The organism is Acidobacteriota bacterium, assembly GCA_016716435.1.
In the GTDB taxonomy this organism is placed as follows: domain Bacteria; phylum Acidobacteriota; class Blastocatellia; order Pyrinomonadales; family Pyrinomonadaceae; genus OLB17.
On sequence record JADJWI010000001.1, the window covers coordinates 510,155 to 529,690 of the forward strand.

General features: G+C 56.5%; 20 protein-coding genes, 2 tRNA genes, 1 other RNA gene and 2 pseudogenes. 14 read left to right on the forward strand and 11 right to left on the reverse strand.

Features of this window, described 5'->3' with window-relative positions; all coding sequences use genetic code 11:
• Positions 1-12: 12 nt before the first annotated feature.
• On the reverse strand, positions 13-951 hold the full coding sequence (locus IPM21_02525) for a DUF2270 domain-containing protein (protein ID MBK9162789.1): 939 nt from the start codon (positions 949-951) through the stop codon (positions 13-15).
• Positions 952-1,025: 74 nt separating this feature from the next.
• Here IPM21_02525 and IPM21_02530 point away from each other — a divergent pair, with 74 nt between their 5' ends.
• The 6 genes and pseudogenes from IPM21_02530 to ffs all read left to right on the forward strand — a co-directional run bounded on the left by IPM21_02530 (position 1,026) and on the right by ffs (position 3,425).
• A complete protein-coding gene (locus IPM21_02530) occupies positions 1,026-1,565 on the forward strand; it encodes a nucleoside deaminase (GenBank protein MBK9162790.1) in 540 nt (179 codons plus the stop codon).
• 37 nt (positions 1,566-1,602) lie between these two features.
• Positions 1,603-1,692: transfer RNA gene (locus IPM21_02535), tRNA-Ser, on the forward strand.
• A gap of 175 nt (positions 1,693-1,867) precedes the next feature.
• A pseudogene (aqpZ, locus tag IPM21_02540) lies at positions 1,868-2,658 on the forward strand (aquaporin Z).
• A gap of 40 nt (positions 2,659-2,698) precedes the next feature.
• Positions 2,699-2,789 (forward strand) — tRNA-Ser (locus IPM21_02545).
• 112 nt (positions 2,790-2,901) lie between these two features.
• Positions 2,902-3,249, forward strand: coding sequence for a four helix bundle protein (locus tag IPM21_02550; protein MBK9162791.1), 348 nt, complete (start codon positions 2,902-2,904; stop codon positions 3,247-3,249).
• Positions 3,250-3,326: 77 nt separating this feature from the next.
• Positions 3,327-3,425: signal recognition particle sRNA small type (gene ffs / locus IPM21_02555), an RNA gene on the forward strand.
• Positions 3,426-3,540: 115 nt separating this feature from the next.
• On the opposite strand, the gene IPM21_02560 is transcribed toward ffs, so the two are convergent.
• Both IPM21_02560 and IPM21_02565 read right to left on the reverse strand, forming a co-directional pair.
• Complete coding sequence (locus tag IPM21_02560; GenBank protein MBK9162792.1) at positions 3,541-4,278, reverse strand: hypothetical protein; 738 nt, start codon at positions 4,276-4,278, stop codon at positions 3,541-3,543.
• A gap of 8 nt (positions 4,279-4,286) precedes the next feature.
• Positions 4,287-5,648, reverse strand: a complete 1,362-nt coding sequence (locus IPM21_02565) for a hypothetical protein (protein ID MBK9162793.1) — start codon at positions 5,646-5,648, stop codon at positions 4,287-4,289.
• A gap of 322 nt (positions 5,649-5,970) precedes the next feature.
• Here IPM21_02565 and dnaX point away from each other — a divergent pair, with 322 nt between their 5' ends.
• The 4 genes from dnaX to IPM21_02585 all read left to right on the forward strand — a co-directional run bounded on the left by dnaX (position 5,971) and on the right by IPM21_02585 (position 10,053).
• A complete protein-coding gene (gene dnaX / locus IPM21_02570; GenBank protein MBK9162794.1) occupies positions 5,971-7,746 on the forward strand; it encodes a DNA polymerase III subunit gamma/tau in 1,776 nt (591 codons plus the stop codon).
• Between the two features lie 229 nt (positions 7,747-7,975).
• A complete protein-coding gene (locus IPM21_02575) occupies positions 7,976-8,626 on the forward strand; it encodes a TPM domain-containing protein (protein ID MBK9162795.1) in 651 nt (216 codons plus the stop codon).
• A 14-nt stretch (positions 8,627-8,640) separates the two neighbouring features.
• Entirely contained in the window at positions 8,641-9,390 is a 750-nt protein-coding gene (locus IPM21_02580; protein MBK9162796.1) for a hypothetical protein, read from the forward strand.
• 27 nt (positions 9,391-9,417) lie between these two features.
• On the forward strand, positions 9,418-10,053 hold the full coding sequence (locus tag IPM21_02585; protein ID MBK9162797.1) for a LemA family protein: 636 nt from the start codon (positions 9,418-9,420) through the stop codon (positions 10,051-10,053).
• A gap of 215 nt (positions 10,054-10,268) precedes the next feature.
• On the opposite strand, the gene IPM21_02590 is transcribed toward IPM21_02585, so the two are convergent.
• From IPM21_02590 to IPM21_02615, 6 genes are all read right to left on the reverse strand, one after another.
• A complete protein-coding gene (locus IPM21_02590) occupies positions 10,269-10,568 on the reverse strand; it encodes a hypothetical protein (protein MBK9162798.1) in 300 nt (99 codons plus the stop codon).
• Positions 10,558-10,836: a EutN/CcmL family microcompartment protein gene (locus IPM21_02595; GenBank protein MBK9162799.1), complete on the reverse strand. Its 279-nt coding sequence runs from the start codon at positions 10,834-10,836 to the stop codon at positions 10,558-10,560. Before IPM21_02595 ends, IPM21_02590 begins: the two co-directional genes overlap by 11 nt.
• Positions 10,836-11,120 (reverse strand): EutN/CcmL family microcompartment protein, encoded by a 285-nt coding sequence (locus tag IPM21_02600; GenBank protein ID MBK9162800.1) that lies wholly within the window; start codon positions 11,118-11,120, stop codon positions 10,836-10,838. The genes IPM21_02595 and IPM21_02600 overlap by 1 nt, the downstream gene beginning before the upstream one ends.
• A gap of 73 nt (positions 11,121-11,193) precedes the next feature.
• On the reverse strand, positions 11,194-11,472 hold the full coding sequence (eutM, locus tag IPM21_02605) for an ethanolamine utilization microcompartment protein EutM (GenBank protein ID MBK9162801.1): 279 nt from the start codon (positions 11,470-11,472) through the stop codon (positions 11,194-11,196).
• Between the two features lie 54 nt (positions 11,473-11,526).
• Positions 11,527-12,327, reverse strand: coding sequence for a class II aldolase/adducin family protein (locus IPM21_02610; protein MBK9162802.1), 801 nt, complete (start codon positions 12,325-12,327; stop codon positions 11,527-11,529).
• A 72-nt stretch (positions 12,328-12,399) separates the two neighbouring features.
• Entirely contained in the window at positions 12,400-12,732 is a 333-nt protein-coding gene (locus IPM21_02615) for a hypothetical protein (GenBank protein ID MBK9162803.1), read from the reverse strand.
• Between the two features lie 266 nt (positions 12,733-12,998).
• Here IPM21_02615 and ruvA point away from each other — a divergent pair, with 266 nt between their 5' ends.
• Entirely contained in the window at positions 12,999-13,601 is a 603-nt protein-coding gene (gene ruvA, locus IPM21_02620) for a Holliday junction branch migration protein RuvA (protein MBK9162804.1), read from the forward strand.
• Between the two features lie 42 nt (positions 13,602-13,643).
• Here ruvA and IPM21_02625 read toward each other — a convergent pair.
• A pseudogene (locus tag IPM21_02625) lies at positions 13,644-15,204 on the reverse strand (YifB family Mg chelatase-like AAA ATPase).
• A gap of 198 nt (positions 15,205-15,402) precedes the next feature.
• Between IPM21_02625 and IPM21_02630 the strand changes: the two are divergent.
• The 3 genes from IPM21_02630 (at position 15,403) to ispH (ending at position 18,475) form a co-directional block, all read left to right on the forward strand.
• On the forward strand, positions 15,403-15,639 hold the full coding sequence (locus IPM21_02630) for a hypothetical protein (GenBank protein MBK9162805.1): 237 nt from the start codon (positions 15,403-15,405) through the stop codon (positions 15,637-15,639).
• Positions 15,640-15,853: 214 nt separating this feature from the next.
• On the forward strand, positions 15,854-17,497 hold the full coding sequence (gene prfC, locus IPM21_02635; GenBank protein MBK9162806.1) for a peptide chain release factor 3: 1,644 nt from the start codon (positions 15,854-15,856) through the stop codon (positions 17,495-17,497).
• 108 nt (positions 17,498-17,605) lie between these two features.
• Entirely contained in the window at positions 17,606-18,475 is an 870-nt protein-coding gene (ispH, locus tag IPM21_02640) for a 4-hydroxy-3-methylbut-2-enyl diphosphate reductase (GenBank protein MBK9162807.1), read from the forward strand.
• A 51-nt stretch (positions 18,476-18,526) separates the two neighbouring features.
• Here the strand turns inward: ispH and IPM21_02645 are convergent, their stop codons facing one another.
• Positions 18,527-19,378 (reverse strand): LysM peptidoglycan-binding domain-containing protein, encoded by an 852-nt coding sequence (locus tag IPM21_02645; protein MBK9162808.1) that lies wholly within the window; start codon positions 19,376-19,378, stop codon positions 18,527-18,529.
• Between the last annotated feature and the right edge of the window lie 158 nt (positions 19,379-19,536).

Consider the following 19,536-nt stretch of genomic DNA (forward strand, 5'->3'; position numbering starts at 1 on the left):
CTGATCTACCGATCAAGCCTCGGAGCGATGTATCGACCTCATCCGCTGCCGAGCCTTCTTTGACCGGCGCAGCGTTCCGCCGCGGCCTCGGAACGGGCCGCCCGCCCAGTCCGAAACCTGCTTTAGCGGATGCCATTCAAAGTTTTCAAGCGGCAGCACCTCGGACGATGAATCGCGAAGCCGCAAGGTACTGAACGCGACGAAAAATATCAGGAAATTGAACAACGCTCCGAACATTATCACTACCCAACCAGGTGCAAGTCCCACCATTGCCCGGTCGAAAAAGAGATCCCAGAACCGCTCGCGGTCGGCCGGAGACGTCGATGGGATCGGCGAAGGGTGGAGATAGACCTTCAGCGCCCATGAAAGTGCAAGCAGGATAAATATCCACAAATAGTTTGCCCGCAGCCTTCGCCCGAGAGCTTCCCAGATGCTTATCGTGAAGTGCGGCGAAAGCAGGTCGGCCGAGATATGGTCGGCCCATTCTTTGTCCGGCGGTATCGTTCGGTGCGAAAGCATCGGGGCGAAATAGCCTGTCTCAAGCACCCGCACGCGGTTTGCCCAAACTTCGTAATAGCGGTACCGCCGGGCTTCCATAAATAGGAAGATCGAGACAAGAATCGTGTTTATCGGAATGGCAAAATGCGGGTTGTCCGGCGAGCTGAAGACGAATGAAAGCGTCGCACCGGCGGTAATAACAGCCCAGTTGGTCGTTGCGTCAAGCCGATTTCGCCAGATATTCGACCGGGCGACCTCACCGCGGTAGAAATGGACCATCGCGGTATTAAATTCTGAAAGCGAGAGCTTTTGCGGCACCTGGACCGGCGAGGTCTGCTTCTTGAGGTTACGCTTCTTTACCTCCTCGGCCAATGCCTTGAAAGATTCGGGCAGCGAACTCGTGTGAATGTCTTCTCCGGTTTGGGGTAGATCAAACCGAATTTCGTCCTTCATACCGTGTAAATGGGCCGGTGAACCACGCGCAAGGGCGTTGTGTTAACTTTTAGATTATTCGCAATTCGTTTGCGATGCAAGGAATTCATCGTTTAACCTCTCGGGCGGCCGATTTTCGTAAGCGAGAAGAAGACGCTAAAATCACGCTCGTGGCCGAACACGACGAACATTGGATGGATTTGGCTCTTGAACAGGCACGCATCGCCGCCTCGCTCGACGAGGTGCCGGTCGGGGCATGTGTCGTTTCCGCCGAGGGCGAGTTGCTTGCCGCTGCCTCGAACCGAACAATCGCCGATAGCGACCCGACGGCACACGCTGAGGTGCTTGCGATTCGTGCTGCCGCCGAGCGGATCGGCAACTATCGCCTCACCGGTACGACGCTTTATACGACCATTGAACCGTGTGTGATGTGTGCCGGAACCTTGGTCAATGCCCGCGTCCGGCGGCTCGTATTCGGCGCACCGGATGAACGCTACGGAGCGGTCGTAACGCACTTTGGAGTTTGCGACAGCCCGCTTCTCAATCATCGGCTTGAGATCGCGGCCGGAGTTCGGTTTGAGGAATGCCGGTCGCTGATGAAGGATTTTTTCAGGAAAAAACGGCTTGCTACTTGATATTTTTTCCCGTCGACACGTATTATTAGAAGTTCGCGGAGAGGTGCGAGAGTGGTTGAATCGGGCGGTCTCGAAAACCGTTGTACCCTAACGGGTACCGTGGGTTCGAATCCCACCCTCTCCGCCACAGTTCTTTTTCAGGGTTCTTAAACGTTCAGAAGTTCTTTTCGGGTTCGTCATCGCCGGATCGCTGTTTAAGGATCAGGCTATTTGAAAACTTGCTTTACCATTCGAACTCGGCCCAGCAGTATCACTTTCACTGACATTTCAATTGGAGAAATTGGTATGCCTATAGCAAGAGGTTGGCGGCCGAGTTCAATGGAACTCTTTGGCTCGTTCTGGGCGGTTTGCGGAAAACCGGTGCTCGCGACCAACTACCTAATCTCGGGGATCGGTTTTGCCCGGCGTTTCGCTCGCCTTCGGCCTTACGGTTTTGACCGAGCATTGCGCTAACGGCCACATCTCCGGAGCACGTTTTAACCCGGCAGTTTCGATCGGACTTTGGATAGGAAAGCGTTTTCCGGCGAATGAGCTTTTGCCTTACATCGTCGCCCAGGTGCTCGGAGCAATTGCCGGTGCAGGAATACTCTTCTTGATCGCTACCGGAAAGGACGGATTCTCGGCCGTTTCCGGCGGTTTCGCCTCGAACGGCTTTGGTGCCGGATCGCTCGGCTCGCCCGGCGGATATGCTGCCCACGCGGCATTCGTAGCCGAAGTGGTGATGACGTTCTTTTTCGTCGTTGTGATCCTAGGGGTTACGAGCAAATGGGCGCCGAAAGGCTTCGCCCCTCTTGCGATCGGGCTTTGCCTGACGCTCATTCACCTGATCACGATCCCGGTAACCAACACTTCGGTCAATCCGGCCCGAAGCACCGGACCGGCGTTGATAGTCGCCTTTCAGGGCGGAAGCTGGGCGGTCGAGCAGCTCTGGATGTTCTGGGTAGCTCCGATACTCGGAGCCACGATCGCCGGATTCTTCTACCTTTGGCTTGCCGGAGAGGACGAAGAACCAGCAGCCGTGAAGGCGGAACATGGCGATTCGAGCGGAGATGCCGGAACGTCGCGTTCAGATGATGATGACCACAGCAATTAAGTAGTCCATCTTCAGCTTGTTTGAAAATTTAGGTTTGTGCGGAAAGGTGCAGGAGCGGTTGAACTGGCTACATTGGAAATGTAGTGAACCTCAAAAGGGTTCCGTGGGTTCGAATCCCACCCTTTCCGCCATACAAAAGGAGAAAGGATGAAGGATGAGGGATAAAGGTAATACTCCCATCCCCGTCCTTTTTTCGTTTTCTGCATTTCATGTTCGAATTTCCAGAGGCACTGATTGCTCCCTATGCAAAACAACCTTAAAACTAGGACCAAGGATTACGCAGTCCGGATCATACGGCTTTACTCATCGCTGCCGCGAACTACCGAGGCACAGGTACTCGGAAAACAGATCCTTCGTTCGGGCACATCCGTCGGAGCTCACTACCGCGAAGCGCAGTATTCGAAGTCCGACGCCGATTTCGTAAGTAAAATCCAAGGGGCTCTTCAGGAGCTCGAAGAAACCAGCTATTGGCTTGAAATACTTGTCGAGATGAAACTCTATGATCTGCAGAAACTAGCACCGCTCCAGAAAGAAACTTCGGAACTCATCGCGATATTTGTTACTATCGCGAAGAAAGTGAAGATGCGATGATCAGGAATTCGTCTGAGACAACAATTCGCCCTTCCTGACTTTATCCTTCATCCTTTATCCTTTATCCTTTTCTTTGGTCCCAGGCTCCGCACAAGGGCTGTGGTGTGAACTCCGCTAGGCGAGGAATCGAGCAACGGTAGCATTTTCACCCTGTGTTGCGGTTAAGTCTGGGGCCATCTCTACAAAGCCGGAGTGATAAGACTCCGGCCTTTTTTGGCTCTATCGGTAACTCTCTATGCCATTTTGAATTAGGCTTTTACAACCCGTCCTTCCGTCGCTTCGCCACACCGGTTACGGAACAAGCTCATAAACCCTGACACGTGTTACCTCATCTCCGCCTAACGCCCAATATTTCCAAACACCAAGTTCCCGAACCTTTACCTTAGTGAGACTTACGACTTCCATTTCGACATCTACATCTACGGTATAATTGGCTACATTCTTGTCGTCCAACAAAACAAAAGTATAGTGAAAGGAAACCTTCGAGCCGGTCACAGCTAGTTCCCTGCGCCAAGTTTCATATTCCCGCTGTTTCCCTCTAAGATAAACGGCCGACGGCACCTCCACCGTGGTCGGGCCCTTGCTTCGGATGTGACGGTGAAAACCTGTACCATCCTTCGCAGTCCATGTAGATAGTTGACCGAGAACTCGGACGACCTTTTCGACGGTCATCACATTCTCCGCTTTGAACTGCACCCAATTTATCAGGCTCTTTACATCACCGGCGTCCGGAGCATTCGGCGCCAGCTGTAAATACTTTCGATAGCTTGCTATCGCATCGGTAAATTTCTCGGCCGCTTCCTGCATCTTTCCCAGATTGAAAAAGGCGTCCGGCCAGTCCGGAGCAAGAACGGTAGCCTGTTTGAATTCGTTGATGGCAACCTGAAAGTCCTCAGGCGCTTTTGCCATCTCGACGGCCGCCATTCCTCTGTCGAAATGCCGGCGGGCCTCATCGGATTGCCCGAATGCAGGAAAAGAAAACAACAGCACGGCCGGGATGAAAAATAACACTGCGAGATTCCTGCCCATTTCACACCTCACTTTTTCGGGATCGGCGGGAGCTTATTCGCCTCCCATGCCTGCAGGTTTTTTTCGTACTGCAGCATCGAATGGCAATCGAGGCTTGGTAGTTTCGAACACTCGAACTGGACAACCTGTAAACCGTTTGCTCTGAGGGCTTCCGGCACTGTTTCTGAGGTGCCGGCCCCGAAGACTGCTCCCATTACCTTCGCAACTGCGATCGGGTCGGTCATTCGATTGTCAACCCATGTACCGACCTTTGTTACGGCTGTTCCCGGCTCCGGCGATGAAAATACCCAGGAAGCAGCCGGCACCGGGTCGCCGTTATTTATGAACACCGTTACCTTTACGTTGTTTTTTACCGAATACGCGTACCACATCTCTGCAGCTTCAGCGTTTATCTGCGGGCCGAAAAGCCTGACCTCTTTTGTCTTCGTGTCGCCGCTTCGCAAGGCGGCAAGGCATAGCATCGCTCCATTGCTGTGGCAATCTAGAACTTCAAAATTCTTGCCCTTGATCTCCCTGAACATCTCCTGGTTCTGCCGGGAGAATTCACCGAAAGTGGCACTGTCAAAGACGACCCTTGTCACTAGGTCTTCAAGCGGCGTGCTGTATCGGGCTGCCGACATCGCAAAGGAATAAAGATCGGGAGTGAAGGGGATCGGCTCGTTTACACACGCTTCCGGATCTTTCTGGTCTTTGCAGTAGTCCAAATGATCCAGGTACGCCTCGCGACGCATTGCCGTTAAGCAAGCCTCGTCGCAATCCGCCTTCGGCCGTCTGAATCCGTACGTCCATGTCGTGCCGCCTACCAGTCCTCTGCCATCCGTAGGTGGCTTGCTGGTATCGATCACTTTCCCGCCGCTGTTCATCGGCTCAAACCTGCTCATTTGGAGTGCATAAAGAAACTCGGACGCCTTGATCGGCACATCCGCAACGCAGTTACCGTTGGTCAGAGTGGTCCCCGCCGGACAAACCGTTTGCGTCGCCGTTCCGGGTTTAAGCCCAAGGTTACTGGTATTGCTTGCACTGGTCGTGCTGCCAGTACGGCCGCTTTTCAGCGTTGCAAGCAGTTCACGCTTCTTCGCCTCGAATTCCAACTGCCGTTGCCGCCGTTCGGCCTCGGCACGTGCCGCGGCAATCGCATCGGAATTTGCCGTACTTCCGCCGCCAGTAGGCCCGGTCGGCTGCGGTCCGGTCGGGTTGCTAGGCTGGTTCCTCGGAACACATCGCGGCTGGCTGTTCGGGCTTGGACACGTGCAAGTGTGGGTCGCGAGATAGTTCTGCAGTTCTCTGTCACCTGTCGCCAGTTTCCACGCCCGGATCGTTCCTTCGCAATCTATCGTTTGTGCCGCGGCCGACCCTCCCACAACGAGCATAAACGCCGTCACTAAGAAACCAGTAAAAGCTTTCAAAAAATGCCGCTTCTTTGTCATTCCCCTTATCCCCGACTCCATCTTCGAGAATCTTTGGGATATTTTCCGCGACTGCATGCGAAAATTCCCGCAAACTCTTTGAATTCAATGCCTCAAACGATTCCGCTATGGCTTGCCGCAAACCTCATACCGTATCGAATTTGCGATCGGCAGAGATGTCCGCCCTTGGGCCCGATTGAGAGCTTTTTCGGCTCTGGGATCAGGGCACAAGAAACGTGGGCCGATTTACTAATCCACCGTTCCGAATTACAATCTAGTTCTCACGATGTCTTATCAGGTAATCGCCCGAAAATGGAGGCCGCGAAACTTCAAAGAAGTCACCGGCCAGGAGCACATCACTCGTACGCTCAGCAATGCGATCGAGCACGATCGGCTCCACCATGCCTATTTGTTTTCGGGTGCACGCGGCGTCGGCAAAACGACCTCGGCCCGCATCTTTGCCAAGGCATTGAACTGCCGGCGGACGGATGCCCCGACCGCGATTCCCTGCTCCGCCGACTCGGGCGAGGTATGCGTTTCGTGTCTTGAGATCTCCGAAAGCCGCTCGATAGACGTACTTGAGATCGACGCCGCTTCGCACACCGGCATCGACGATATTCGCGACACCATTCTCGAGAATATCACCGTAAACCCGGCACGCGACCGCTATAAGATCTTCATTATCGACGAGGTCCATCAACTCTCGCGGCAAGCTTTCAACGCCCTGCTCAAAACGCTCGAGGAGCCGCCGCCGAATGTCGTCTTTATAATGGCGACGACCGAACACCACAAGGTGCCGGAGACCATAACCTCGCGTTGCCAGGAGTTCATTTTCCGCACCATTCCGCAGCAGAAGATCTTCGAGCGGCTCCGCCTTATCGCCGACGCGGAAAAGATAGATATTGCCGACGAGGCACTTCGCGAGATCGCTCGCTCGGGCGAGGGCTCAATGCGCGATGCCCAGTCAAATTTTGACCAGGTGATCAGCTTTTCCGGAGCAAAGATCGGCCGCGAAGATGTGGTTTCCGCTCTCGGCATCGCGGGTTCGGATAACCTCTCCGCCGTCATCAAAGCCGTCGCCGAGAATGATGCCGCCGCGATCCTGCGGGTGGTCGATGACCTCGTCTCCGGCGGGCACGACCTCCGCAACTTCTGCCGAGACCTGCTGGGCTTTGTCCGCGATCTTTCGGTGCTCAAGGTCTCGGGCTCGGAAGAGTTTATCGACGGCTCGGCCTTTGCCGCCGACGAGATGAAGCAGATCGCCGGGGCGTTCGAGGCCTCCGATCTTTTCCGCATCTTCCATTCGCTTGCGGAAACAGAAGTACGGCTAAAGAAGCTCTCAGAGCCGCTACGTGCTCGAGCGCAGGCTCGTCGTCTGGCCGAGATGAACGCGTTACGCCCGTCGAAGAGCTTCTGCAAAGGCTGGCGGAACTTGAACTCGCTCGGCTCGGCGAACCGCGTGCCGCGACCGCCAACGCTTCGAGCCCGAAAGCACCGATCCCGGAAAAAAACTCTGAACCCTGAGCCGGCTGCCCGATTTGCCGAGCCGCGGCCCGAGGAACCGCCATTTTATCCCGAAGAGCCGCCTTTCGATCCCGAACCCACGCCGATAGACCCCGTTCGGGAAAGGGTCGAATTCGCCGTCCCCGATGATCTTCCGTCAAAGATCCCGCCGCGAACCGCCGAAGAGCTCGAACATTTCGATGCTCCGGCTCTTGATTCTGCATTTGAAGAAGCCGTGCTCCGTTCCGGCGAGAGTATGGTCTTTTTTCGCGTCAGCCCAGAGCTGAGAGCACAAATGGCTCCCGCTGCCGTGGCCGCGGCCAGTGCCGGGTCGTCGTCTGCCCGGTATCGAAACTATGTCCGAGACAGCGAAAGGGTCATCCCCGATTTCGCCCGTCCGCCCGCCGAACCCGAGGAAGACCTTACGATGCCCGAACCGCCGCCCACAGACGCTTCGGCCGACGTGCTTCTTGAATATGCCGGCAACCGGCCCGACGTCCGAAAAGTGCTGAAGCTTTTCCGGGCGGAGCTGGTCGACGTCCGCCGAGCGGACAAGTGAATTGCCGGAAGTAGCTTTGCCGCAGCCGCGATTTTTGCGACAATCAGCGGTAAGGAATGAATCTGAAAAGCCAAGCTCCGTTCGCCGCTTTCCTTCTGTTGATCTTCCACCTCGCGGTGGCTTTGCCGGCCGTTGCCCAGGACGAACCCTTCTCGATCAATCGCTCGCCGCTGCCAGCACCGACCGGATTTGTAAATGATTACGCCGGAGCGAGCCCGGCAGCTCAGAAATCAACGTCGAGACGCGGCTTCGCGAGTTTCGCGATTCGACCGGAGTTGAGATCTCCGTTGCTGTCGTTCGGACTACCGGCGAACGCGATATCTTCGATTATTCGCTCGCCGTTGCCCGCGGATGGGGCATCGGGCTTGATCAGGACGATAATCCGGCGGCCCTGCTTTTTATTGCGGTCGATGACCGTAAATACTTTACCCACGTTAGCAAAGATCTCGAGGACGAACTCCCTGATGGCCTTGTCGGCGATCTTCAGCGTCGTTACCTTGTGCCAGAATTTCGCAAAGGCAACTACGGCAAAGGCATCGCCGATACGGTCGAAATGTATATCCGCACTTATGAGAACGGCAGCAGCGCTCGGTGCTCACACCAACGCTGCCGAATAACGAAGGCCAAGCGAGGCTCCGCTTTTCGCATATTTTGCTGTCTCGCTATCATGCTTTTTTTGATACTTGTGGCGTGGTCAAACCGTAGCAAACGCGGCCGATCGGATGATGATAACGACCGTTGGGGCGGCGGCGGTTCGGCGGGGGTGGTGCACTGCCTGGATAATTCTCGGCGGCTCGGCGGCAGTTCGTCTGACAGTTCGTCATCCTGGGACTGGGGCGGTGGTGGCGGCTCGGATTGGGGCGCTTTGGCGGCGGCGTGATTTTGGCGGAGGCGGTGCCGGCGGTGATTGGTAGCGGAAACAATTATGCAGAATCAATTTTCGCATTTATCGATGACCTAAAGACGACCCACGGCCGCAATCTCGCTTCGGTTGTTCTTTACGGCTCGGCCGCGGCCGGAGATTTTATCCCGACGCGGTCGGATTACAACATCCTTATCGCCCTGCACGAGATAACGCCAAAGGAACTTCGCAGTTCCCACGCCTGCATCCGCGAATGGCATAAACTCGGGCATCCGGTGCCGGTCTATTTCACGGTCTCCGAGCTTAAGAACGCGGCGGACGTCTTCCCCATTGAGTTTCACCAAATGGAAATGGCCCACAAGGTACTTTACGGCTCAGACGTGCTCGAAGGCCTCGAGATCCACGACGATTTTCTCCGCCACCAGATCGAATACGAACTCCGAAGCAAGCTCTTGCTGCTTCGGCGTCAGTATATTCCGGCCTCGGCTTCACCCGAAGGGCTCAAAAGGCTGATGGGCGAAAGCCTGACGAGCTTTTCGGCCCTCTTCCGGGCGATACTGCTGATGCTTGGCGAAAAGGCGCCAAACAAGAAACGCGGAATCGTCGACCGGGCCGTCGCAAGGCTGGGACTCGACGGTGAGGTCTTTGAATTGTTATTCAGAATAAGAGAAAATGACCACACATTGGAGATGGACGAAAAAGGGGCCGACGATCTATATGGACGCTACCTTTTGCAGGTCGAAAAGACCATAGATTCAATAGATAGTATTGGGAAAAGTTAACGGCAATTGCCGGGGAAGAAAAAGATGATGAAACGAGCGATCTTACTTACAATAGCGATGTTTTCGGCCACTTTTCTTAGCGGCTGCAGCTACAACGAACTGACGGCGAAACAGCAGAACGTAAAAGGCAAATGGGCTAACGTTGAGAGCTCGATGCAGCGGCGGGCCGACCTTATCCCGAACCTGGTAGAAACTGCGAAAATGGCCGGCGTGCAAGAGCAAGAGGTCTTCGGCCAGATCGCCGAAGCCCGGTCGCGTCTGCTCAACGCTCAGCAGCAGCCCGGTCAGGGCGTCGAAGGCGACAAGAGCCCCGAGCAGCGGCAGGCCGTCATCGAAGCAAACAATAGCTTCGGCGGCACGATTGGCCGCCTTCTTAGCCTTCAGGAACAATACCCTCAGCTTCGCTCAAGCGATGCGTTTATGAAGGTTCAGGATGAGCTCTCGGGAACTGAAAACCGCATAAACACGGCCAGGATCGATTTCAATGAGGCCGTTACGGATTACAACACGACCCGCAACTCGTTCCCGGCGGTGATTACGGCAGGCCTATTCGGGTTCAAAGAAGAGCCCTTCTTCCAGGCTGATCCAGATGCGAGACAAGCACCGACGGTAGGGGATGCGAATACGCTTAGGCGGCAGCAAGCGCCGGCCGCAAACAACTAAGCCGTTTCAAAATCCTCGGGAACTGCACATAGAACAATGATCACAAGGCCTGTCGTTCGGCTCGAACTGACAGGCCTTACTCTCTCCAAGACCTTCAAAGATCCTGTCCGCGATCGCCTCCGCGATCGAAAATTGGTCAAAACTCGAATGGCCCGAGCGGATGTCCGAATCCGGAAATCGAGCTTCGTTGCGTAACTGTAGATCAGGTTGCTTCATTACGCAGTAAGATCGACCCGATCAACGACACCAACGATCGCAGAATCGATAGCGGCACCGGGTTTGCCGGTTGCGGCGGTCGAGGCTGACCAGCCTTCCTGGGCAATGAGGACGATATCGCCTTCGCCGGAATCGACCGAATCGAGAGCAAGGCAGGTGTATTCCATATCTTCGCCCTCGGGTGTGATCTGCCGGCAAGCATTATCCGCGAACCCTCGTAGCGTTGGTTCTTTTGCGTCGCTACTACATTGCCGATAACCCTTGCGATAAGCATTGTAAAACTTAAACCTATCCCCGATTCAAAACATGCGAATCTGAATCGATTATTCCGACTATCGTACAATCGGTCGGCGTTTCGTCGCGTTTGAAGGGGAAAGATGCCTCTTTACCGCGGCACCAGAAGACAAGCTCGCCTTCGCCTGCTCCGACGGCGTCAAGAGCGATCATCGGCTTGCCTTTATCTTTGAGGTCGGCGTCCAGGGTCTGGACAATGAGGAACTTCCGCCCGTCGAGCGTCGCATTTTTAACGGTCGAGACGACCGTTCCGATAACCCGAGCGATCTGCATTATTTCGATCGGTCTGCAGCGGTAAGATCGATGGTGTCGATCACGCCGATTATCGCCGAATCGACCGGGCAATCCTTGTTCCCTTCGGCCATCCGGGCTGACGAGCCGCCGACGACGATCACCTTTTCGTGATAGCCGGCACCGACCGTATCGACAGCAACAACATAGCCGCTCTGGTCAGAGCCGTCGAGATTGACGGGCTTGACGATGAGCAGCTTCTTTCCGTGGAGCCGTGCGTCCTTCTGGGTCGAAACGACCGTCCCTAAGATGCGTCCAATAATCATGTACAGTGGCCAGTGATCGGTGGTCAGTGTTCAGCGTCAGAAGTTCTGACAACCGGCCACTGACCACTTACCACTATTTAAGAACTACCGGCAAGGCTTCATCCACGCTCGAGTGCGGGCGGGGGATCACGTGGACGCTGATAAGCTCGCCTACGCGCCGAGCGGCCGCGGCTCCGGCATCCGTCGCGGCCTTTACCGCAGCAACGTCGCCGCGGACGATGGCAGTAACGAACCCGGCCCCGATCTTTTCATAACCGACCAGCTGCACATTCGCCGCCTTAACCATGGCGTCCGCCGCTTCGATCGTCGCAACGAGACCTTTCGTCTCGACCATTCCTAATGCTTCCTGCATTTAGTTATTTTCTCCTGATTTGCAAAGGGACAGTAGTCCGACTGAACCGTAAGTTTAACCTAAATTCGCCGCCTGGCTCAAAAGCTCGATAAGTTCTTCTCTTGAGAGCGAGATCTTCTGCCCGTTTGCCTTATTCGCGGCCGGATAGTTTATATCAAGCTCGCATGTGATATTCGCTTCGTGCAGATATCCGCACGCCTGGCAGCGGGCGTTTTCTTTCAGGTAACCCGCTTTTTCTCTTATATTTATGAGCTTTTCGATGGCGTCTTTCGGCAGATCGTTGGCACCGCCGAGTGCTTTCGCGAGAATTGCAATGCGGGCCGTGTGCTCGAGCGTCTCGAGCCGGTCAAACGCCTGCCATAGGTCGTCGCCATATGCGACCGCGCCGTGATTCGCCATCAATAGCGCGTTGTGATGGGCAACAAACGGCTTCATCGCCTCGGTCAGCTCATTCGTGGATGGCGTTCCGTAATCGGTTAGCGGTACGCAGCCGAGCGTCAGAATAACCTCGCTTAAAATTGGTTTATCGATGGCCAAACCGGCGACCGCAAACGCCGTCCCGTGCGGCGGATGTGCGTGACAGACGGCCTTTACATCCGGCCGCATCTTGTAGATCAGCAAATGCATCGCGAGCTCCGACGACGCACGCTTATCAGAAAGCGGCTTGCCGTCCATGTCCGTCAGGGCAAGGCTATCTTCCGTCATACGGCCTTTGCAGGTCATCGTCGGCGTTGCGAGCACGGTGTTCTCGTCAAGCCGGATGCTGACATTGCCGTCCGATGAGACGACATAGCTCCGTTCATAGAGCAGCTTGCCGATCTCGATGATCAATTTTCTGGCCGATGATTCGTCCATATAAACAAGAATCCACAGATTAACACAACACCGCGGTCGCGTTAACCTGTGGATCGAAACTTGTACGAATATTTACCGGACGCGTTCGAAAGTAACGCGGCCATCGTAAACCGGAGGAGCCGGGGCCGGCGGCATCGGCGGCGTGACAGTAATTTCGGACGCCATATTGTTCAGCCGCTCGACCGTCATTCGCAGTTCCTCGTTCTCCATTGTAAGCCGAACGTTCTCGCGACGAAGCCCACGCATTTCGCGTTTGAAGCGTTTACAGTCATGCCGGTTCTTAAAGGAGCTCTTAAAAGATTCGGTCGGCGATGAAAGCGGTACGAAGATGCTTGCGATCAGCACACCGATGGTCACAGCAAAAACGAAGGGAATGACGCGTTTGATTACGGAAAGAAATTGCATACTACACCTCAACTACCTCAAGAATGAATACGTCGGTTCGCCGGGAACGGTTTCACCTTGCCGGAGAAACGCGGGGAAAAAAGCCCGGTGGCCGCTGCCAAATTCCATTCTAAAGGTTTTATGCCTCGATGTGAAGGTTTATATTCCGGGTTCGGCTAAAATGACGAGATTTTTTTTCGGCCCGATGCCCTTCTTTTGCCAACCGGGCCGCAATCCCTTACTATTTTTGGGCAGGCTCGACGCAGTTTTCGTCTCGTTAACAATCTATGATCGCATTTCTTTCGGGAAAGATCCTCGAAAAGCATCCGGCGTCGGTCGTTATTGACGTTGGGGGCGTCGGCTACGATGTCGCGATACCGCTCTCGACCTTTTACGAACTCGGCGAACCGGGTGGCGATGTCCAGCTCCGCATTTACACGCTCGTCCGCGAGGACGCGATCCAGCTTTACGGATTTCGCACCGAGCGCGAACGTGAACTTTTCTTGAAATTGATCGCAGTTCAAGGGTTTGGGGCGAAAAGCGGCATCACGATGCTCTCCGGAATGAGCGCCGACGAGATCATCGCTGCCATTCGTGCCGGCAAGATCGAGCGGCTCACTTCGATTCCCGGCGTCGGCCGCAAGACCGCCGAGCGGCTCATTGTCGAGCTTCGCGACAAGGTCGGCGAGATCGCCCTTAGCTCGGCCGCCGGTTCCGGCACTCAAACTTCCGCCGGGCTTGAAAGCGACGCCGTCGTCGATGATGCGCTTTCCGCCCTCGTCAACCTCGGCTACCAAAAGAACGCCGCCGAAAAGGCCCTGCAGCAAGCCCTCGAGGACGGCGCCGAGCTCAACGTCCAAAACTCCTCCGCGCCGCCCTCCAACGCCTAGCTAAATGATCGAAAGGAGCGCACCTCGTAGCGCCGGCCTAGCTCAATAGTCGCGGTCGAGGGAGCGGTACTGGATCGCTTCGGCGAGGTGGGCCGAGTCGATACGGTCGGCGGCGGCGAGGTCGGCGATGGTGCGGGCGACCTTGAGGATGCGGTCGTAGGCGCGGGCGGAGAGGCCCCTGGCGTGTCATCGCCCGTTCGAGCAGGGTTTCGCCGGCGGCATCAAGGGCGCAGAACTTGCGGATCTGGCCGGGCGACATTGCGGAATTGGAGAAGATGCCCTCGCCGCGAAAGCGTTCGAGCTGGCGGCCGCGGGCTTCGATAACGCGTTCGCGGATGTCGGTGGAGGGCTCGGCGGTGCCGTTGGAGCGGCCGCGGAGCTCGGTAAATTTTACGGCCGGCACGTCGACGTGGATGTCGATGCGGTCCATCAGCGGGCCGGAGATCTTGCCGACGTAACGCTGGATCTGCATCGGCGAGCACTTGCACTCGCGGCCCGAGCCGAAGTAGCCGCACGGACACGGGTTCATCGAGGCGACGAGCGTGAAATTTGCCGGAAAGGTCAGCGACGAAGCGGCCCGCGAGATGGTGACCTGTTTGTCCTCCATCGGCTGCCGCAGGACCTCAAGCACGCTGCGGTCAAACTCGGGGAGTTCGTCGAGAAAAAGCACGCCGAGATGTGCGAGCGAGACCTCGCCGGGCTTTGGCATCGAGCCGCCGCCGATCAGCCCGGCCTGCGAGACGGTGTGGTGCGGCGACTTGAACGGGCGTTCGGTGACGAGGCCGCTGCGGCCCGTAAGCCCGGCGACGGAATGGATCTTTGTTATCTCAAGCGCCTCTTCAAATTCGAGCGGCGGGAGGATGGTCGGGAGCCGCTTGGCGAGCATCGTTTTGCCCGAGCCCGGCGGGCCAACGAAGAGTATGTTATGGCCACCGGCCGAGGCGACCTCAAGCGCACGCTTGGCCGTCTGCTGACCACGGACCTCGGCAAAATCGGCACGATAGGCGTCGGCGTTGCTGCGAAACTCGTCCTCGCTGAGCACAAGCGGCGGGATGCGGGTTGGCTGGCCGGCGATGAGCTCCGCGGCGAGCGACGCAGCTTCTTTCAGGCTCCGCACCGGATAGACATTCACACCACGGACGACCGCCGCCTCTTTCGCATTCTCTTCGGGGACGAGCAAATTGGTAAAGCCCTGTTCGCGGGCGGTGAGAGCGATCGAAAGAGCTCCGCGGACCGGCCGGACGCGCCCATCGAGCGATAGCTCGCCGACGCTCAGCGTATCGACAAGGCTCTCGCCGCCGCCGAGGTCGGCATTGGCCCCGAGCACGCCGAGCGCGATCGGCAGGTCAAAGCTCGCACCTTCCTTGCGGACGTCCGCCGGGGCGAGGTTGACCGTAGTTTTGAGAAAAGGAAAAAAGAAGCCGCTATTATTGACCGCCGCACGGATCCGCTCGCGCGATTCGCGGACCGCCGTATCCGGCAGCCCGACGATCGTTATGTTGTTCTGGTCCTGCTCGCCGCTCGCCGGCCGCAGATTGACCTCGATATCGACCACGAGCGCATCAATGCCATAAACCGCGGCCGATTTTGTAACAAACAACATATCCGGATCAAGAGAGAAAAGAACTGCACCGAGAGAATACACCAACCCCCGCCCATTCCAAAAACCATGGAAAGCAGAATGGGATACGACAGCCCGACCGTAGGAGGGCTCATTAAATCGAAGGCGGAGTTCGGAATACGGAATTCCGGAACGGAAAGCTATAATCTGGAACGCGGGGCAGGAGTTCGGGGATTGAAAATGAACAACAGCGAACTGATAATCTACCAGACCGACGACGGCCGGACGCGGATCGAAACGCGGCTGGAGGACGAGACTGTTTGGCTGACCGAGGCAGCCATGGCCGAGCTTTTTCAGAATCTCGCCTCAAACATCAATGAGCACCTTCTCAATGTATATGCGAGAAGGCTGAACGGATCAGGAGAAAATCGGCAATTTTCTACCAAGCGAAAATTTCTTACAACCTTGACGTCATGATCTCGTCGGGTCAAGGTCCAGCGTGCGGGTTCAACTTTCCAGGCGAGAGGGCTTGATCAAAAGCGATCCTCCGGCGGTCTTGAATGCGATTTGGCATCCTGAGTTATCTGCTCTAAGGCAATTCCGATGTGAGATAATCCCGAAATCCCGCCGCTTGAAGACGCCGCCCGTTGGCCGCCTTTTTCCTGTTTTGCGACCTGTTTTTATTTGATACATGCTCGGAACATCCATTGAACAAAAAGCCGACCCGTCGGCCGAACGCAAAACGCCCGCTCAGCGAGGGCGGCGGACGTTTGCGATCATTTCGCATCCCGATGCCGGTAAGACCACGCTGACCGAAAAGCTCTTGCTTTACGGCGGTGCGATCCGCGAAGCGGGTGCGGTAAAGAACCGCCGTGCCGAACGAGCCGCCACCTCGGACTGGATGGAGCTTGAAAGGCAACGTGGCATCTCGATCACATCCACGGTTTTGCAGTTTGAGTACGACGGCTTTCACCTCAACCTGCTCGACACACCCGGCCACCACGACTTCAGTGAAGACACTTACCGGACGCTGGCCGCTGCCGACAACGCGGTGATGCTTGTGGACGCCGGAAAGGGGCTCGAGACGCAGACCCGCAAGCTCTTTGAGGTTTGCCGGCTCCGCGATATCCCAATCTTCACCTTCATCAACAAGCTCGACCGCCCCGCACGGCACCCGATGGAACTGATCGATGAGATCGAGATGGAACTCGGCCTGAAAGTCTTCGCGGTGACCTGGCCGATCGGCGACGGCGACACCTTTCGCGGCATCTACAACCGGATGACCGGAAACGTGCACTTGTACGACCGCAATCCGCGTGGCCGGAAGCAGGCCGAGGAGACGATCATCGCGCTCGATGATCCGCGGCTCACGACATTCATCGATGAGAAAGAGCTTCAGCAGTTGCGAGATGAGCTTGAGTTACTTGATGGTGCAGGATCATCGCTCGACCGCGAACTTATCCTCAGCGGCCAGAAGTCTCCGGTCTTTTTCGGGAGTGCGATGACGAATTTCGGTGTCGAGCCATTCCTCGATGCCTTTCTCGATATGTCCGCACCGCCGGGCGCTCATAAGAGCAATTTGGGCTTGATCGAACCCACGTACCCGGAATTCACCGGCTTTGTCTTCAAGCTGCAGGCGAATATGGACCCGCGACACCGCGACACTCTGGCATTCGTCCGCGTTTGTTCGGGCCAGTTTGAAAAGGACATGAATGTGACGAATGCGCGGACGGGCAAGAAGGTGCGGCTTACGCGGCCTCAAAAGGTCTTCGCCCGCGACCGCGAATCGCTCGAAGAGGCTTTCGCCGGCGACGTCATCGGCCTTAGCAATCCCGGGGCTTTCACCATCGGCGATACCCTATATACCGGGCCGCGGGTCGTCTTTCCGCCGATTCCTTCGTTCTCGCCGGAGCTTTTTGCCAAGCTCAGGAATACTAATTCATCGCTTGCCAAGAAATTTGTGAAGGGCGTTGCCCAGTTGCAAGAGGAAAAGGCGATCCAGATCCTGCAGCCCTATCACGGCGGATCCTCGCAGGAACCGGTGCTTGCCGCGGTCGGCGAGCTTCAGTTCGAGGTCGCTCAGTATCGACTCCGGACCGAGTACGGCGTCGAAACGCGGCTCGATCGACTTTCTTTCGTCGCAGCCCGATGGGTCAATGTCGATTGGAACGACCTGCTCGCAGTGGACGGCCTTTCCGAAACCGACCTTTACAAAGACCAGAATGACCGGCCGGTTCTCCTCTTCCGCAGCCGTTGGCACCTGCAGCAGATCGAGAAAGACCATCCGCACCTCAAACTCTCGCTGACCGACCAGCCGATGGAGCCTGCCTCGTGATCGCTAAATTGCGGACTAGACTCATTGCAGTCCCGATTAGATATCGAAATTAGCCATCCGGTTTGTTAAACTAAAACCACGGCGGCGGTGCCGGCGAATACAATGGGTATGAAAGTTCTAATTGCGGACGAATACGGATTTTGCTTTGGGGTCGAGCGGGCGGTCGAGATGGTCGAGGAGTCTGTCCAGAAGGGCGAGACGGTCCGGACGCTCGGGCCGCTCATCCACAATGAGCAGGAGATGAAGCGGCTGGCCACCGAAGGCGTCGCGACCATCAGCGAGCCGGTGCAGATCACCCGCAGCGAGACTGCCGTTATCCGCGCCCACGGCGTTACGCCGGATGTTCAGAAGGCACTCGAGGAGCAGGCCGGTAAGGTCGTCGATGCGACCTGCCCGTTTGTCACCCGTGTTCAGCGGCTTGCCTCGCGAGCGGCCGCACAGGACCGCCACGTCGTCATCGTCGGCAGTTCCGACCACCCAGAGATGATCGGCGTCAAAGGGTATGCTCCCGACCACGCTTTCATTATCAAAGACGAGACCGAGGTTGCAACGCTCCCGTGGCTTCGCAATCCGCTCGTCGTCTCACAAACGACCATCAAGGCAAAAACATTTTTCGACACCGCCGAGGCCGTAAAGACCAGGACCGACGACGAGGTCGAGGTGGTCAACACCATCTGCTCCGCGACCCGCGATCGGCAAGACGCTGCCCGTGCACTCTCGGGAATGGTCGATGCTTTTTACGTAATCGGCGCGACTCACTCGTCAAACAGCGTAAAGCTGCATGGTGTCTGTAAAGAAAGCTGCGAGAAGAGTTTCCTGATCGAGACGGAAGATGACATCAACCCCGAAGACCTCGTGGGCGTCAAAACCGTGGGCGTTACCGCGGGAGCCTCAACGCCCGAGTGGCTGATAAAACGGGTCGTCAAACGGCTCGAATCGCTCGGGGCCGAAGAGGAAAAGAACATGGGGTTGAAATAGAGAAAGGCCGGGCGACAAACCCGGCCTTCTTAATTTGAAATGGACCGAAACTTACGGAATGATCAGGGTCTGCCCGACAGTTACGCTGTTCGGGCTCGAAAGCCGGTCGCGGTTGGCGTTGTAGATGTCCATATAGCGGGCCGAGGTTCCGTAGAACTGGCGGCTGATCGAGCCGAGTGTGTCGCCCGGCCGAACAATATAGGTCCTCGCACCCGGCGGAACTTCATACCGGCCCTCCTCGGTGCCGACCTCGGTGAACCGCGGCAGCGTGATCGCACGGTTCAGGTAAACCCCGAACTCGGTTCCCGATTTGACCTCGGCATCCTCGCCTTTGGTAAGCCGCTCGCCTAGCAAGCCGGCTCCGGCCCCGATTATTCCGCCGATCAGAGCGCCCTTGCCGCCGCCGATCGCCGCTCCAAGCACAGCACCGCCAGCACCACCGCCGCCGATGAAGATGATCTTGCGATTCTTCATCTTGTCGCCGCTTGCCGTGCCTTCGGTGTCGCTCTTGGCGTCATCGCTGACGAGATCTGTAAGCGAGCCGTTGATCGCACGCTTTGTCCCGTTCGGCAGTTTCACCTCTGTAAAGCTGACGTCGATCGTGCCGGGGTCGCCGCCGCGTTCGGCCTTCCTTACAGCATCGACCCGGCCGATGACCTCGCTCCCGACCGGGATAACGACAACGCCATTTGTCGAATAGACCGGCTCCCGGACGGTGGTTGCAAATTTGTCTCCGACGCGGGCCGTCTTCGAGCTAAGCGTTTCGTTCATCCGCACGCGGAAACGCGTTCCGGCATCGACTCGAAAGTTCTGCGAACGCTGCGCAAGCACATCCGTGCCGAGCGCCAACAACATCATCGCCGCCACGCCGGCAAGCAAGGTTCCATTTACAATTTTCTTCATAGTTTCCTCCCAGAAAGGCCGCCGCATGTTCGTAGGCTTTTGACTCCAACAACCGCCACGGCCGCAATTCCCTTGAACAAATCCCGGATAAGAGGTATTTTACCAGATATCCGTTGATGCGATGTGAATTTTTGTCGGGGAGTTTTCTGGAAACTTTT

Bases quoted from the DNA above. Each gene is read 5' to 3' on its own strand.
- IPM21_02525 (MBK9162789.1), bottom strand. From the start codon at position 951: ATGAAGGACGAAATTCGGTTTGATCTACCCCAAACCGGAGAAGACATT.
- IPM21_02530 (MBK9162790.1), top strand. From the start codon at position 1,026: ATGCAAGGAATTCATCGTTTAACCTCTCGGGCGGCCGATTTTCGTAAG.
- IPM21_02550 (MBK9162791.1), top strand. From the start codon at position 2,902: ATGCAAAACAACCTTAAAACTAGGACCAAGGATTACGCAGTCCGGATC.
- IPM21_02560 (MBK9162792.1), bottom strand. From the start codon at position 4,278: ATGGGCAGGAATCTCGCAGTGTTATTTTTCATCCCGGCCGTGCTGTTG.
- IPM21_02565 (MBK9162793.1), bottom strand. From the start codon at position 5,648: ATGCTCGTTGTGGGAGGGTCGGCCGCGGCACAAACGATAGATTGCGAA.
- dnaX (MBK9162794.1), top strand. From the start codon at position 5,971: ATGTCTTATCAGGTAATCGCCCGAAAATGGAGGCCGCGAAACTTCAAA.
- IPM21_02585 (MBK9162797.1), top strand. From the start codon at position 9,418: ATGAAACGAGCGATCTTACTTACAATAGCGATGTTTTCGGCCACTTTT.
- IPM21_02595 (MBK9162799.1), bottom strand. From the start codon at position 10,836: ATGCAGATCGCTCGGGTTATCGGAACGGTCGTCTCGACCGTTAAAAAT.
- IPM21_02600 (MBK9162800.1), bottom strand. From the start codon at position 11,120: ATGATTATTGGACGCATCTTAGGGACGGTCGTTTCGACCCAGAAGGAC.
- eutM (MBK9162801.1), bottom strand. From the start codon at position 11,472: ATGCAGGAAGCATTAGGAATGGTCGAGACGAAAGGTCTCGTTGCGACG.
- IPM21_02610 (MBK9162802.1), bottom strand. From the start codon at position 12,327: ATGGACGAATCATCGGCCAGAAAATTGATCATCGAGATCGGCAAGCTG.
- IPM21_02615 (MBK9162803.1), bottom strand. From the start codon at position 12,732: ATGCAATTTCTTTCCGTAATCAAACGCGTCATTCCCTTCGTTTTTGCT.
- ruvA (MBK9162804.1), top strand. From the start codon at position 12,999: ATGATCGCATTTCTTTCGGGAAAGATCCTCGAAAAGCATCCGGCGTCG.
- IPM21_02630 (MBK9162805.1), top strand. From the start codon at position 15,403: ATGAACAACAGCGAACTGATAATCTACCAGACCGACGACGGCCGGACG.
- prfC (MBK9162806.1), top strand. From the start codon at position 15,854: ATGCTCGGAACATCCATTGAACAAAAAGCCGACCCGTCGGCCGAACGC.
- ispH (MBK9162807.1), top strand. From the start codon at position 17,606: ATGAAAGTTCTAATTGCGGACGAATACGGATTTTGCTTTGGGGTCGAG.
- IPM21_02645 (MBK9162808.1), bottom strand. From the start codon at position 19,378: ATGAAGAAAATTGTAAATGGAACCTTGCTTGCCGGCGTGGCGGCGATG.